The following is a 14,253-nucleotide window of genomic DNA, read 5'->3' as shown; positions in this document are numbered from 1 at the left end:
ACTATAATTGCAATATATGTTATTAGGTATTTATAAAATATTGTCTAACTTTTTGCTCCATTTCTACACCATAATTAGCATTACCGTCAATATTGTCAATTAAATAATGTAATTCTGCAAGAAAATGAGTCAACTCAATTTCTTGTTTACCCACCTTTATGTACGGCTTATCATCGTTCGTTACTAGGTCACTTAACTTCGACCAAATAGGCTCTTTAAAAGATAAATAAATATAGTTAGACCCATTATCTAATAAATATATGAAAGCAACATTATCTTGATCCGTAATTAATTGACCAGTTGCTACTAAGTTTTCTTCTATATCTTCTTCAACATGAAAAAGAATTTTCCCTTCCATTTGTGTTGCTTTTATCACTTCTAGTCTTGTTCTCATCTGAAACTCCTTCCACATTTCTACTGATATTTATTCCTATGTTATTGTATCATAAGAGAAGTAGGACAAATCAAGGTGAAAGAAAAGAGAGTTTTACTAAAGGCAGGGAGTACAAATGACACAAGAAATTGAAATCGAATTTAAAAACATGCTAACAGAAAAAGAATACAAGCTTCTTTTAGAAAATTATAAAATAAATACAGAACAAATCTTCAAACAAACAAATTATTATTTTGACACCCAAGATTTCCTTTTAAAACAACATGGCATAGCTTTACGAATAAGAAAAAAGAACGATATTTATCAATGGACTTTAAAACAACCATATCAAGATGGATTACTAGAAACTCATCAACCTTTAAGTAATGAAGAGTTTGAACAAGCAATTCAGTCAAATGTAAAAAAAGAAGGACCCGTTTTTGATCAATTGAAAGAGTTATCATTAATTAATCAAGAACTTATATGCCTTGGATCATTAATTACGTTTCGAACCGAAAAAAAACTAAAAAACGGGTTAATTGTTTTAGATTATAGTCGATATTTAAACAAAGAAGACTTTGAACTTGAATTTGAAGTGAAAGATTATGGTCAAGGAAAAGTGGACTTTCATTCTCTACTAAGTAAACATCGTATACCAGCGCGTCCAACTAAAAATAAAATTCAACGCTTTTACGAAGCAAAATACTAGGAAAAGCGGAAGCGAACGTTTGGCGACTAATAATGAAGATCAGCAACTAAGTCTTAAAAGGGGCACTAGAAATATGAAAATTAATGACTTTCAAATACTATTTGAAATACAAGCATTAAGAAATATCGGAACTCATTCTATTAATACCTCTCAACAAGCAACAACATCATTTGGTCAAGTATTAAACGAACTGATCTCTAAACAAAATAATAATCAAAGTGCACCAACAGAATCTATGAATCCATTTACCCATTTGTCACCTATAAAAAGTGAGTCAACCGACTTTGAGAGCATAATAAAACAAGCAGCCATAAAATACGGGGTAGACGAAAAACTAATCTATTCAGTTATAAAACAAGAATCCAATTTTAATCCAAATGCACAAAGTTCAGCTGGTGCTGCTGGTCTTATGCAGTTAATGCCCAAAACCGCAGAAGGACTAGGCGTTAAAAATCGTTTTGACCCAATAGATAATATTGAAGGTGGCACCAAATATTTAAAAAGCCTTCTTGATAAATATGATCAAGATGTCTCTCTTGCCCTTGCTGCATATAATGCTGGTCCAGGAAATGTCGACAAATATGGAGGAATCCCTCCGTTTAAAGAAACACAAAATTACGTCTCTAAAGTAAAAGATACATACTTAAGCTAACCTTATGATGACAAAATGTCTCATAAGGTTTTTCATTTAACATATGATATCCTGCATCGTGAATCCACCTAATCCTAAACATTTCATTTGCACTTTTTTTAAAAACTCTCTATGATAATAAATGCTTAGGAAATGGAGTCTCTACAGTAATAGCTCTATTTTCAATAAATTCGAAGTGATATATTTGAGAAAATTATATTCCATTGATAAAATGAATGGTAAAAATAAGTGTGCAGTTAAAGGAGTTAGCAACATGACAAAACCATCCTATACACCATATGAAGCAATAGGGGAGCAGCGTCTTTCTAGACTCGTCGATCTATTCTACAAAAACGTTAAGCAACATCCATTATTATCACCTATCTTTCCTGATGATTTAACAGAAACGGCTAGGAAACAAAAACAATTTCTAACACAATATTTAGGTGGTCCCCCTATTTACACAAGTGAACATGGACACCCAATGCTTCGAGCGCGCCATCTCCCATTTGTTATTACTCCTGCAAGAGCTAACGCTTGGTTATCTTGTATGGAACAAGCTGTGGATGAAGTAGGATTGGAGAATGATATTAGAAGCTTCTTATTAGATCGGCTCACACTAACTGCTCATCATATGGTGAATTCAAAAGATGAATGTGGAAACAGCGTAGAAGGAGGAAATGATCAAGCATGACATCACTAAGAACTAACGATGTTGCCCAATTCTTCTCTCATTGCCATGCCAATGCTAAGAAACCATTAGAAATCTATATGTTCATTGATCCCATTTGCCCTGAATGTTGGGCGTTGGAACCAATTGTTAAAAAATTAAAAATCGAGTATGGCAGATTCTTCACATTACGATATATTGTTAGTGGTAAAATTAATACCCTCAATAGATCAAAAAAACACAAACCCCTTGAACTTGCAAAAGTATGGGAAAAAACAGCTTCAAGGACTGGTATGTCATGCGATGGGAACATTTGGTTCGAGCATCCAATATCATCACCTTATTCTGCTTCGATAGCAATAAAAGCGGCAGAATTACAAGGCAGGAAATCTGGATTACGATTCCTAAGAAAATTGCAAGAGGTGTTGTTTTTAGAAAAGCAAAACATAGATGATTATTTTGTTTTACTTAGTATAGCAGAATCTGTCGGTTTAGATTTAGAGGAGTTTAGAGAAGACCTTCATTCTAATTGTGCAGCAAAAGCTTTACAATGCGATATGAAAATTACATCTGAAATGGAAATTTCACAAATACCTAGTCTCGTTTTCTTTAACGAAGTAGATGGTGAATCAGGGCTAAAAATTACTGGGATGTATTCTTATGAAACATACGTAAAAGTTTTAGAGGAAATGTTACAAACAAAACTTAAACCATCACAAACTCCTCCATTAGAAGCTTTTTTAAAGTTTTATCAATTCGTTGCAACGAAGGAAATTGCCGTTGTTTACAATATGGAAGAGGTAGATGTCGAGAGAGAAATGAAAAAGTATTTATTAAAACAAACAGTTGAAAAAGTACCTGTGAAGCATGGGACTTTCTGGCGTTATAAAAATCCAGCAGATTAATCTGCTGGATTTTTATAATGTTTGACTTTTGTAACCGCTTTCTTAAATTAATTAAAAAAGAAGCTATGACCGAACCATAGCTTCTTTTATATGTCTTAACGACAACAAAGGGGATGGGAGAAATTTTTCACGGTCAAACAAAGGGGTAAATGTTTGTTATGTGATCAATTTCACGTATTAATCATATCAGATTATGTCGAACTTTGACAAGGTTTTTTTCTCAAGTTCATTAATTTGTCACAAGTTTTAAGTAATTTTCTATTTAAGTGAGGGTTCAAAAAGTAGGGGGAAAAGGGCCGAGAAGAACGAGGCGACGAAGCTATGAGCACCACAGTGTACGTTCTCTGTACATGAGGAGTGGAATAGCGAGACAACAAAGTTATTCGACAGCAATTTTTCATGACTTTTTGAACAGCCTCTTTAAATATCCTTAAGCTTTCAGTCATTTTTAATGAATATATGAATAAACTTTAGTAAAACAAGTTCTATATGAGGTAAGTGAGGTTAACGAGCAATGAAAAAGAAACACTTGGTTTTGCTACTATCCATTATCGGGTGGATCATCTGTTTTGGATTGCAAATACTAGCCTTAATGGATTTATTCCCCCTCACTCTTTCGTCGATCTTTTTATTTTTCGCAATTCTCTTGACCTTTTATCAAATTAACCATCGAAAAACCTTCAAAGGATTTTAGATACACAAAAGCCCCCGTCCTAACATAAGCGGGGGCTTTCTCTATAGAGCAGTTAGATACTCACAAAATTAGCTGTTCCTTTGCAATAAGCTCTCCATTTCATTCAACTTCTGTTCAAACACTTTACAAGCCTTTTCTATAGGCTCTGAAGTGGTCATATCAACTCCTGCTTTCTTTAACACCTCAATTGGATAATCAGAATTACCTGCCTTTAAATATTCTACAAATCGTTCAACAGCTGGCTTTCCTTCAGTTAAAATTTGCTCACTTAAAGCAGTTGCAGCTGAAAAACCAGTTGCATATTGATAGACGTAATAATTATAGTAAAAGTGAGGAATACGGGCCCACTCAACTGCAATTTCCTCGTCTACAACCATGTTTTCTCCATAATATTTTTTATTAAGATCATAATAAATCTCACTTAATAATTGCGGAGTTAAAGGTTCTCCATTTTGGGCTCTTGTATGAATTTCAAGCTCAAATTCCGCAAACATCGTTTGACGGAAAACCGTCCCTCTAAATCCTTCAAGGTAATGATTTAAAATATAGAGACGCTTTTGATCATCCTCTAACGTTTTTAATAAATAATCACTCAACAAAGCTTCGTTTGTTGTCGAGGCAACTTCAGCTACAAAAATAGAATAGTCTCCATAAGTGTACGGCTGCGTTTTACGTGTATAATAGCTATGCAATGAGTGGCCAAACTCATGGGCAAGCGTAAATAAGTTATTAACGTTATCTTGCCAGTTCATTAGGATATAAGGGTTTGTTCCGTACGCCCCAGAAGAATATGCTCCACTTCGTTTGCCTTTGTTTTCATAAACATCTACCCAGCGGTCATCAAATCCCTTTTGTAAGATGCTTAAATATTCGTCTCCCATTGGGCTTAATCCTTTTAATAACAAGTCTTTTGCTTCTGAATACGTAACTTTCATATCCACCTCTTTTATTAAAGGTGTATATAAATCGTACATATGTAGCTCTTTTACACCCAATACTTTTTTACGCAACTCAACATATCGGTGCAATAAAGGCAAATATTTATTCACTGTTGTGACTAATTGATCGTAAACTTTCTCAGGAATATCGTTAACACTTAACGCTGCCTGTCTTGCACTTTCGTATTTTTTTAGTCTTGCATATAAATTATCTTTCTTTACTGCTCCATTCAAAGTAGAGGCGAACGTATTGTTATAATCACTATACGTATTAAAAACCGCTTTAAAGGCTTTCTCACGTACAGAACGGTTTTCACTTTCTAAAAAACGAATAAAGTTCCCATGGGTTATTTGGACTTCTTCCCCATTTTCATCCTCTATTGATGGAAATTGAAGATCGGCATTATTAAGCACACCGAATGTATTGCTGGATGCTTCAAATACTTCAGAGCTTTGCGCGATTATGGCTTCCTCTTCAGCACTCAAAACATGTGGTCGTTTTTTATTTATTTTATCTAATGCATGAGCATATAATTGTAACTCTTGGTTTTCTTCTAAAAAGTTTGTTAACTTACTTTCATCGATGTCTAAAATTTCGGGAATCATATAGGCCGTAGCACTTGCAACTTGTGAATACAAACTCATTGCACGATCATTCAATCCTTGATAAAAAGAATTTGTTGTGTCTTGGTCGTACCTCATATGTGCATATGTAAAAAGTTTTTCAATTCTTTCTGAAATTTCATCAGCATATTGCAGACCTTCAAATAAAGTTTGACTAGATTCAGCTAACTTTCCTTTGAAAGATTCAAGTTTAGGAAGAGTTCTTTAACGTCTGCGAACTCTCCATTCCATTGATCATCAGTTTCAAAAATGTCCTCCAATCTCCACGTATCTTCTATGTTGATTTCATCTCTTTTTGGTAATCTTTTTGTCATTTTTTCACTCATAATTCAATACCCCTTTCCTTTCCTATATTTATCATAAGGAATCATCTTTATTTAAGCAAATGTATATGCCCGATTTTTGACTAGGTAAACTTATTTTTTCGATAAAAATCCATCAATTGTTCATCTCTTTTTAAACTTTTTGCTAAATCATTGCTAATAATAATGGGGTTGCGTTTTTTATATATATTCGATCCAACCTTATCAATGATTTTAAGATATTGTAGGTGACATAAATATTCCAAGACCGCCTCTTTAGGTGGTTTTCTAAAATGAATGGTAAGGGCATTGAGTTTCCATAGTAATTTTTCTACACGAAAAAGTGGATCTACCTCTTCTTTAATCATCATTAACAACCATGATTGCCATAAGTAAACGGACTCATCCACCATCCAACCTGACGATAGCGGCAAATAAGCTTCTGAAGGCAGGCAGTTATAAGATAATTGAAAATTTTCATATAAATAGCTTTGCAGTTCTCTTTCTTTTCTTGATAAATGTCTAATCGGTTTAAGTCTATTTTTTTGTACCTTCTTCCACCAATTCTCAAAAAGTGCTTCTTTTTTAAGGTTCCACCTCCTATCATTCGTTAAAGATTGTCTTGATGAAAGTGCAAAAACATTTTGTTTTGAAAAAGGAATTAAATTGTGTAAGGTTATTAAACTTGTAGAATCTAAAAAATATAGTGAGGAAGAAGAGGTTGCAGGAAAATCATTTATCATTGTCCAATGAAAAGGTGTTAAACGATATTGATATGTTCCTAGTCGATTTATGAGGTGAGACCCAATAATCCAAATTGATTTATACGTCATTTCTTCATATCCTTTAGAACGACGTTTTATTAACTTAGTCGGTATCACACTGCATTGGTATTCTATTACGAGTCTTTCATCAACAAGAAATAAATCCGGTCGTTGTTTGATTTGTTGAAAATAAGGTTCCAACTGAATTTGTTTCTTTTGCTTTTTAAAATAGTGATACAAAATGTACTTTCCTTTTAAATGCTGCTGTGACTCCCCTTCTTGAGTATATGTACAAATATTATTTTTATAATGGGCGAAATGAGGAAGTCTGTTACTGCCTTTTTTTAATTGCACATTTTGCTTACATCCAGGGCAATAATAAATTCCTTGTCTTTTCGCTCTCTCCGCGAACATTTTATGACCTTTATCGGTTATTGCTACAAACAGAGGATCACCTTCTTAAAAAACTATATACATACTACTATATCTATACCTACTTTTTTATCAACAGAGTAAAGTTGATAAATGATGAAGGATACTATCTCATTTTTGAAGTTTTTCTTATTGAAAAAATGTCTTTTCAGCTTCAAAAATGCAAAATTGATTTTTCTTTTTGTATCATAAAAAGGCTTATGCTAAAAGCTCATAAGCCTAACTATGATATAATTATTTGAGACATTAACTTATTTCATGTAAATCTCTAACTGGAACAATCGTACGTTGCTCTAAAGGGCCTCTTAAATGAACAGTGGCAGTCAGTCCATCCTCACTAATATCATCAATCCAAACAGCTGCCCCTTGATATTCAACATCAATATCAGCTGATGATGATAAAATTTGTCTCACTCGATTTATCTCCATACGATCACCTCACAGAATTTATAACGCCTAAATGTTATTATTTTCATGATCGAATACACTATACTAAAATTTTTCTTAAAAAAAAGAAACTTCTCTCAAGAAGCTTCTTATGAAAAGTGCTGCTTTATTTGTGAAAGAGCACCATCTTCTACGATCATTTTTCCGTATTCTAGGAGCCGATGAACAGTTATTCGAGATTCACTTCCAAACTCTAATAAGCGACTTAATTGATCTTCAATCCAATCATCATCGTCTTCATCGTTAAACTCGATATAAAGATAATACTTGTCATTATATGAAAATAGAGAGTTATTAAATCCCTCTAAAGATAATTTAGCTAATGAAATTAAATCTTCAAAGTCATCAAATATGAGCATAATATCTAACTGTTCTTGATCAGATTCTTCTATGTCCTCTTCAGTATCTGATGAAGTGTTAAAGTATTTATTTAGTATTGAATCAATATTTTCATCTACTGGTACAGACTTTAGCTTGTCATCTGCAATCGGTAGCTCTAATTTTTGTCCATCTTTTGAAACTTGAGCTCTTGTTACAACCACTTCAAGTCCTTTATCCATGGCATGTACCTGAATCCATAGGGGCCCTTCAATTTTAAATCCTTCTGTTTCAGAAATTTCATCCATCATATCCCAAAACAACTCTTCACTTCTTTCGCGATCATACCATATTTCTTCACGATTAAATCCTCGGTCTTCTATATCGACATATGAAACATAAAACTTTACAGTATTTTCATTAATACGTTCAATATCCATTTTATACACTTCCCTTCTCATTTTCAAATTGAAGGGATATGAACCCCCTATTAAAGACAAGACTGCACAAACAAAAGCTACCAAGTGGACTCTCTGTGATAAACAAGAAAGCCTTTTCTTGTTCTATAACTCTAGTCTGTCTCCAAAAATTAAGGACACCATATTATCTTGTACTCCTATTGTATGACAAAAAGGGCAATAAAGAAATAAAAAAACCTTGGAATTTAAAAATCAGGGCAATATCCTCCTGAATATATTTGGTACATGGCTCATATAATGTACAAGCCACAAAGAATAAGTGAGGTTTTTGAAGAATGGATGAATTATTATCAATATTTACGATCATTGGGATCGATCTTATTTTAGGTGGAGATAATGCGATTATCATTGCACTGGCTTGTAGGAATCTCCCTCTACACATTAGGAATAAAGCGATTATTATTGGTACATTTCTAGCTATCCTGATCAGAATTTTATTGACAATATTCACAGTTTATCTTTTAAAAGTACCCTTTATTCAAGTGTTAGGTGGTTTACTATTATTATATATAGCATTTTCTTTTATTATTGATAAAAAGGGAAATGAAAATAAAATTAACAGCCCTTATACGTTAATGAAAGCCGTTCAAACAATTGTTTTAGCTGATCTTTTTATGGGGTTAGATAACGTTGTAGCCGTAGCTGGCGCTGCAAAAGGAAACACTTTACTCGTTGCATTTGGATTATCCCTGTCTATTCCCATCATCGTTTGGGGAAGTAAAATCCTTTTATCACTTATGAATCGCTTCCCATTAATCCTTTATATTGGTGGTGCAATATTAGCATTCACAGCAGGAGAAATGATTATACAAGACGAAAGTATTGCTTTCCTATTACATGAAAGCCCACAAATGGTCTCGGCTCTCCCCTTTATTCTTATGTTTTCCATTACGATTACTGCCGTCATTTATTCTTCCATTACATCAAAAATAACAAAAAGTTGAATTAGAAGTGTTGTTTACATTTCTAATTCAACTTTATATAAGTTTCTATGTTAATTTGCCATACGTTGTGCTTCACGAAGATGATACGTACGTACTTTACGTGGTAAGAACCTACGGATTTCATCTTCATTGTAGCCTACTTGAAGACGTTTCTCATCCATAATAATCGGTCTACGAAGTAAACCTGGATTTTCTTCAATTAATTGATACAATTCCTTTAATGGTAAAGAATCAATTTGCACATTCAACTTTGAAAAAACTTTTGAACGCGTTGAAATGATTTCATCTGTTCCATCTTCTGTCATGCGGAAAATTTCTTTAATTTCCTCAACATTCAGTGGATCTGAAATAATATTACGTTCTTTATATTCTATATGATGTTCATCTAACCATGCTTTTGCTTTTCGACAAGACGTACAGCTAGGTGCTGTGTACAAAGTAACCATTAACTCTTTTCACTCCTCTTTAAGAATCATTCATTCTTAAATTATAATAAGTGTAAATAAGTAATCTATATTCATTATACTATAAAAAAGTAAGTATGCAATACCTTTTTATGATATATTGGATTTTCTTTTGAAATTTATCGTGAAATCGAAAAAAAACAGTAAAACCTTCATTTTCAGTTTTTGCTGGTTAATTGAGAGAGGGAGACAATTTTTAGTTTACTTGAAGGAGGGTGTAACATGGCATTTTGGATTGATTTTTCTTTATTTTTCTTGGTCTCAATTTCGATCCTTGCTTTCTTTTCACCTATTGTCTATACAGTTGCAACTAAGTTATTTAGAAAGAGTGTAATAGATCAGCATTATCGTATGTCAAAACAGACTCAAAAAGGGTGGAGTACGCTATTAAGGCGATAAAAATTTGAGTGTGCAGTTCTCACAAATGATAAAAAGGTATTTGCCTATATTAAATATAGACAAATACCTTTTTATTCATTACGATAGTTGATTTTGATATTGCTTAAATTCTTTTTCCGAACAACGCACCCAATGACCTGGCTTTACTTCACGTAATTGAAGTTCTTCACCTTCATCATAGTTATGAACAGATGGGTTATACTCCACACGTTTTCTATTTCTTTCTGAATGAGGATCTGGTTGTGGAATAGCTGATAAAAGTGATTTTGTATACGGATGAAGAGCGTTTTTATATAACTCATCCGAGTCAGCAATCTCAACCATATTACCAAAATACATTACACCGATACGATCGCTAATGTACTTGACCATTGATAAATCATGGGCAATAAATAAATACGTTAAATTCTTTTCTTTTTGAAGTTTTTGAAGTAGGTTTACTACTTGTGCTTGAATTGATACATCCAATGCTGAAATCGGTTCGTCCGCAATAATAAAATCTGGATCAACTGCTAATGCTCTAGCAATACCGATACGTTGACGTTGTCCACCACTGAACTCATGTGGATATCTACCTGCATGCTCTTTGTTTAGCCCTACCGTTTCCAATAAATCATGAACTTTTTTCTTTCTTTCAGCCTTATCCTTAGCTAATCCATGAATGTCGATTCCTTCAGCAATAATGTCCTCAACTTTCATACGAGGATTTAACGAAGCATAAGGATCTTGGAAAATCATTTGCATTTTTCGATTAAACTTTTTAAGTTCAGACTTTGATTTTTTCCCATGAACATTTTCTCCATTAAAAAGAACTTGTCCATCTGTGGCATCATATAAACGAATAATGGTTCTACCTGTTGTTGATTTACCGCACCCTGACTCACCAACTAAACCAAATGTTTCACCTTCACGAATATCGAACGTGATTCCATCTACTGCTTTTACTTCATTCGGTTTTCCTATATTAAAATGTTGTTTTAAATTTTTCACTTCAAGAATTTTCTCTGCCACGTTCCTTACACCCCCTTGTTCGCGTTGAACTGCTGTTGTCTCATTCTTACTGCTTTCGGCGGTTCTACCTTCGGTGCATTAGGATGGAGCAACCACGTTGCCGCATAATGAGTTTCGGAAACTTTAAAAAGTGGAGGCTGTTTTTCAAAATCAATTTTCATCGCGTATTCATTCCTTGCGGCAAATGGGTCTCCTTTAGGTGGATCGGTTAAATCAGGAGGAGAACCTGGTATAGCATATAGTTCATCACTAGTCGTCTCTAAATCTGGCATTGAACTAATTAAACCCCACGTATACGGATGTTGAGGATTGTAAAAAATCTCGTCAACCGTTCCCGTTTCGACAATTTGTCCTCCATACATTACGGCCACTCGATCAGCAACGTTTGCGACAACACCTAAGTCATGAGTAATAAAGATAATCGAAGTTTCAACCTTTTTTTTGTAAATCTTTCATTAATTCTAAAATTTGTGCTTGAATGGTTACGTCTAAAGCTGTTGTCGGTTCATCAGCAATTAGTACTTTCGGATTACAAGCTAAGGCTATCGCGATTACCACACGTTGTCTCATTCCTCCTGAAAACTGATGAGGATATTGTTTAAGTCTTATTTCAGGTTTTGGAATTCCGACCAGCCTTAAAAGATCCAGCGCTCTTTCTTTAGCTGCGGCTTTGCTCATTCCTTGATGCTTTCTTAATGGTTCCATTATTTGCGAACCAATTCTCATCGTCGGATTTAACGAAGTCATCGGATCTTGAAAAATCATCGAAATGTCTTTCCCACGGATCTTTTGCATTTCACGTTCGGAAAGCTTTGTTAAATCTTGATCTTCAAAAAGGATTTGACCTTTTTTAATATCGGATACTTTTTCTGGTAAAAGACCCATAATCGATTTGGTAGTGACTGATTTTCCTGAACCAGATTCTCCAACAATCGCAAGGACTTCACCCTTTTTAAGTTCGAAATCAACACCACGAATGGCTTGCACTTCCCCTGCAAACGTATGAAAAGAAATATTTAAATCTTTCACCTCTAGTATATTCGTCAATTTTCGTCACTTACCTTTCTTAATCTCTCATTTTAGGATCAAACGCATCTCTAAAACCATCGGCTAATAAGTTGAAGCAAATCATAATGATTGAGATTACGATTGCTGGAAACAGTAAAATGTGCGGATGGATTTGCATAGACTTGTATCCATCTTCAACTAACACCCCAAGAGAAGTATTTGGTTCTTGTAGACCTAAACCGATAAAGCTTAAAAAAGCTTCGAAGAAGATAGCGCTTGGAATAGAAAACATCGTATTAATAATAATGACACCCGATACATTAGGGATTAAATGTTTACTTATAATTTTTCGATCCTCTAATCCTAATGTTTTAGAAGCTAACACAAACTCCATATTTTTGTATTTTAAAAATTGACCTCGAACAACCCTTGACATAGATATCCAACCTGTCAATGCAATAGCAATGGTGATAGATAATATCCCTGGCTTTAAGACAAGAATCATTAAAATAACGATAACAAGGTTAGGAATTCCAGTTAAGATTTCGATAAATCTTTGCATCAAATTATCGACACGACCACCGTAATACCCAGATATTCCACCATAGGCTACTCCAATAACCATATCAATTAATGCAGCTAGAAAGGCAATGTATAAAGATACTCTCGTACCCATCCAAACACGAGTCCAAAGGTCTCTACCTAAACTATCTGTTCCGAACCAATAGTACGTATCGACTCCTTTTTGTTCATAAACGTCTGTCGTTACACCATTATCCGTTTTCGTTCCATCAAAACCTAAAAAAGAAATATTCTCTAGCGCTTGTACTTTCGGAGGAAGACTCGCATGTGAAATGTTTTGTGCATCATATTCTTTAGAGCTTAATAATGGAGCAAATGCTGCTAACAAAGTAACCAATATTAAAATAAATGCACTGAAAACAGCTGCTTTATTCTTCCTTAATACAAGCCAAGCATCTTGCCAATAAGATAGACTAGGCTTCGATATCTTTTCCGTTGCCTCTAAGTCCATTTTAGCGGGTTCAAATAAACCTGGTTTTATATCTTCTGTATATTGTTTATCGGACATTATTTTTTCCCTCCCGCTAATCTAATTCGAGGATCAATGACCCCATAAAGAATATCCACAATAAAAATAACAACAACAAATAAAACAGAGAAAAATATAGTCGTCCCCATTATGACAGGATAATCATTAACTATTATTGATGTGACAAATTGTTCACCAATTCCAGGAACAGAGAAAACTTTTTCAATAACTAGCGTCCCAGTCATTAAACCTACCGTTAAAGGTCCTAAAACCGTTATCACGGGAATAAGAGCATTTCTTAAAGCATGTTTAAAAGCTACTTCAAAAAAAGTTTGCTCCTTTAGCTTTTGCTAACGTAATAAAGTCAGACCCCAGCACCTCTATCATTTCGGTACGCATAAATCGAGCCGTAATGGCCAACGGAAATACGCCTAGAGCAATCGTAGGAAGAATGGTATGAGCAAAGCTGTCCCAAAAGGCTACTGGTAGTATTTCCCATTTAACTGCAAAATAATATTGTAATAGCGCAGCGAAAACAAACGAAGGGATAGAAACAAAGATAACTGTTAAAAAGGTTGAAAAATAATCAATCCAAGTATTCTGTTTTAATGCCGCAATGATTCCAAGTAACAAACCTAATACTACACCAAAAACCATTGCTTGAAATCCGAGTGTAGCAGAAGGTCCTATCCGATCAAGTAATAGTTTGGTAACTTCCGTATCACCAAACTTGAAAGAAACCCCTAAGTCTCCTTTAAGTAAATTCAACATGTAATTTGCATATTGAACAGGTACTGGATCAGCTAAACCATATTTTTCGTTCAGCACTTCTACTTGTGCATCCGAAAGCTTATCTTGAAGAGTAAAAGGAGATCCTGGTAATATCTTCATGAGAAAGAAGGTTATTGTGGTAATAAGAAAAAGAGTGATAACCATATAGATTATCCGTTGAGTAATATATTTGGCCAACTAGAGCACCTCCTAAAAAATTTCACTTTCATATTATCCTTCAAAAATAATTTTTTTTCAACTCAAGATGAAAAGAGAGTATATACACATAGCTCATATACTCTCTTCCCATTAATATTTT

At 34.0% G+C, this 14,253-nt stretch carries 13 protein-coding genes and 3 pseudogenes; 6 read left to right on the top strand and 10 right to left on the bottom strand.

All coding sequences use genetic code 11. The annotated features are described in order from the left end of the window. Nucleotides 1-22 precede the first annotated feature (22 nt). A complete protein-coding gene (locus LC087_RS01650) occupies nucleotides 23-394 on the bottom strand; it encodes a UPF0738 family protein (protein WP_226538767.1) in 372 nt (123 codons plus the stop codon). Between the two features lie 115 nt (nucleotides 395-509). On the opposite strand from LC087_RS01650, the gene LC087_RS01645 reads away from it, so the two are divergent. The 4 genes from LC087_RS01645 (at nucleotide 510) to LC087_RS01630 (ending at nucleotide 3,288) form a co-directional block, all read left to right on the top strand. Next, nucleotides 510-1,082: a CYTH domain-containing protein gene (locus tag LC087_RS01645; RefSeq protein WP_226538766.1), complete on the top strand. Its 573-nt coding sequence runs from the start codon at nucleotides 510-512 to the stop codon at nucleotides 1,080-1,082. A 73-nt stretch (nucleotides 1,083-1,155) separates the two neighbouring features. Beyond that, a complete protein-coding gene (locus LC087_RS01640) occupies nucleotides 1,156-1,734 on the top strand; it encodes a lytic transglycosylase domain-containing protein (RefSeq protein WP_226539055.1) in 579 nt (192 codons plus the stop codon). Between the two features lie 253 nt (nucleotides 1,735-1,987). Beyond that, nucleotides 1,988-2,407 (top strand): globin domain-containing protein, encoded by a 420-nt coding sequence (locus LC087_RS01635; RefSeq protein ID WP_226539054.1) that lies wholly within the window; start codon nucleotides 1,988-1,990, stop codon nucleotides 2,405-2,407. Next, complete coding sequence (locus LC087_RS01630) at nucleotides 2,404-3,288, top strand: ClpXP adapter SpxH family protein (protein ID WP_226538765.1); 885 nt, start codon at nucleotides 2,404-2,406, stop codon at nucleotides 3,286-3,288. The genes LC087_RS01635 and LC087_RS01630 overlap by 4 nt, the downstream gene beginning before the upstream one ends. A 762-nt stretch (nucleotides 3,289-4,050) precedes the next feature. Here the strand turns inward: LC087_RS01630 and pepF are convergent. The 4 genes and pseudogenes from pepF to mecA form a co-directional block, all read right to left on the bottom strand. Further along, nucleotides 4,051-5,870, bottom strand: a pseudogene (gene pepF, locus LC087_RS01625) (oligoendopeptidase F). 80 nt (nucleotides 5,871-5,950) lie between these two features. Continuing rightward, nucleotides 5,951-7,024 carry a competence protein CoiA gene (locus LC087_RS01620; protein ID WP_371932639.1) on the bottom strand — a complete coding sequence of 358 codons (1,074 nt, stop codon included), beginning with the start codon at nucleotides 7,022-7,024 and terminating at the stop codon, nucleotides 5,951-5,953. A 264-nt stretch (nucleotides 7,025-7,288) separates the two neighbouring features. Then, nucleotides 7,289-7,471, bottom strand: coding sequence for an H-type small acid-soluble spore protein (locus LC087_RS01615; protein WP_226538763.1), 183 nt, complete (start codon nucleotides 7,469-7,471; stop codon nucleotides 7,289-7,291). A 107-nt stretch (nucleotides 7,472-7,578) separates the two neighbouring features. After that, a complete protein-coding gene (gene mecA / locus LC087_RS01610) occupies nucleotides 7,579-8,247 on the bottom strand; it encodes an adaptor protein MecA (protein WP_226538762.1) in 669 nt (222 codons plus the stop codon). A gap of 314 nt (nucleotides 8,248-8,561) precedes the next feature. On the opposite strand from mecA, the gene LC087_RS01605 reads away from it, so the two are divergent. Beyond that, nucleotides 8,562-9,230 (top strand): TerC family protein, encoded by a 669-nt coding sequence (locus LC087_RS01605; RefSeq protein WP_226538761.1) that lies wholly within the window; start codon nucleotides 8,562-8,564, stop codon nucleotides 9,228-9,230. Between the two features lie 50 nt (nucleotides 9,231-9,280). Here the strand turns inward: LC087_RS01605 and spxA are convergent, their stop codons facing one another. After that, the gene (spxA, locus tag LC087_RS01600) at nucleotides 9,281-9,676 is read right to left on the bottom strand and encodes a transcriptional regulator SpxA (RefSeq protein ID WP_226538760.1); all 396 of its coding nucleotides are present in this window, start codon (nucleotides 9,674-9,676) and stop codon (nucleotides 9,281-9,283) included. Between the two features lie 240 nt (nucleotides 9,677-9,916). Here spxA and LC087_RS01595 point away from each other — a divergent pair, with 240 nt between their 5' ends. Then, complete coding sequence (locus LC087_RS01595) at nucleotides 9,917-10,093, top strand: hypothetical protein (RefSeq protein ID WP_226538759.1); 177 nt, start codon at nucleotides 9,917-9,919, stop codon at nucleotides 10,091-10,093. Nucleotides 10,094-10,171: 78 nt separating this feature from the next. Here LC087_RS01595 and LC087_RS01590 read toward each other — a convergent pair whose 3' ends face one another. From LC087_RS01590 to opp3b, 4 genes and pseudogenes are all read right to left on the bottom strand, one after another. Further along, a complete protein-coding gene (locus LC087_RS01590; RefSeq protein WP_226538758.1) occupies nucleotides 10,172-11,104 on the bottom strand; it encodes an ABC transporter ATP-binding protein in 933 nt (310 codons plus the stop codon). Between the two features lie 5 nt (nucleotides 11,105-11,109). Continuing rightward, nucleotides 11,110-12,151, bottom strand: a pseudogene (locus LC087_RS01585) (ABC transporter ATP-binding protein). A gap of 19 nt (nucleotides 12,152-12,170) precedes the next feature. Further along, a complete protein-coding gene (gene opp3C / locus LC087_RS01580; RefSeq protein ID WP_226538756.1) occupies nucleotides 12,171-13,202 on the bottom strand; it encodes an oligopeptide ABC transporter permease in 1,032 nt (343 codons plus the stop codon). Next, nucleotides 13,202-14,132: pseudogene (gene opp3b, locus LC087_RS01575) on the bottom strand (oligopeptide ABC transporter permease). The gene opp3C and the pseudogene opp3b overlap by 1 nt, the downstream one beginning before the upstream one ends. Between the last annotated feature and the right edge of the window lie 121 nt (nucleotides 14,133-14,253).

It is taken from the genome of Bacillus carboniphilus, from assembly GCF_020524035.2.
GTDB lineage: Bacteria > Bacillota > Bacilli > Bacillales > JAIVKR01 > Bacillus_CC.
This window is presented reverse-complemented; position numbering and strand designations above follow the sequence as displayed.

Excerpts from the sequence above, each read along its gene's own strand:
- LC087_RS01650 (WP_226538767.1), bottom strand. The coding sequence starts at position 394 with ATGAGAACAAGACTAGAAGTGATAAAAGCAACACAAATGGAAGGGAAA.
- LC087_RS01645 (WP_226538766.1), top strand. The coding sequence starts at position 510 with ATGACACAAGAAATTGAAATCGAATTTAAAAACATGCTAACAGAAAAA.
- LC087_RS01640 (WP_226539055.1), top strand. The coding sequence starts at position 1,156 with ATGAAAATTAATGACTTTCAAATACTATTTGAAATACAAGCATTAAGA.
- LC087_RS01635 (WP_226539054.1), top strand. The coding sequence starts at position 1,988 with ATGACAAAACCATCCTATACACCATATGAAGCAATAGGGGAGCAGCGT.
- LC087_RS01630 (WP_226538765.1), top strand. The coding sequence starts at position 2,404 with ATGACATCACTAAGAACTAACGATGTTGCCCAATTCTTCTCTCATTGC.
- LC087_RS01620 (WP_371932639.1), bottom strand. The coding sequence starts at position 7,024 with ATGTTCGCGGAGAGAGCGAAAAGACAAGGAATTTATTATTGCCCTGGA.
- LC087_RS01615 (WP_226538763.1), bottom strand. The coding sequence starts at position 7,471 with ATGGAGATAAATCGAGTGAGACAAATTTTATCATCATCAGCTGATATT.
- mecA (WP_226538762.1), bottom strand. The coding sequence starts at position 8,247 with ATGGATATTGAACGTATTAATGAAAATACTGTAAAGTTTTATGTTTCA.
- LC087_RS01605 (WP_226538761.1), top strand. The coding sequence starts at position 8,562 with ATGGATGAATTATTATCAATATTTACGATCATTGGGATCGATCTTATT.
- spxA (WP_226538760.1), bottom strand. The coding sequence starts at position 9,676 with ATGGTTACTTTGTACACAGCACCTAGCTGTACGTCTTGTCGAAAAGCA.
- LC087_RS01595 (WP_226538759.1), top strand. The coding sequence starts at position 9,917 with ATGGCATTTTGGATTGATTTTTCTTTATTTTTCTTGGTCTCAATTTCG.
- opp3C (WP_226538756.1), bottom strand. The coding sequence starts at position 13,202 with ATGTCCGATAAACAATATACAGAAGATATAAAACCAGGTTTATTTGAA.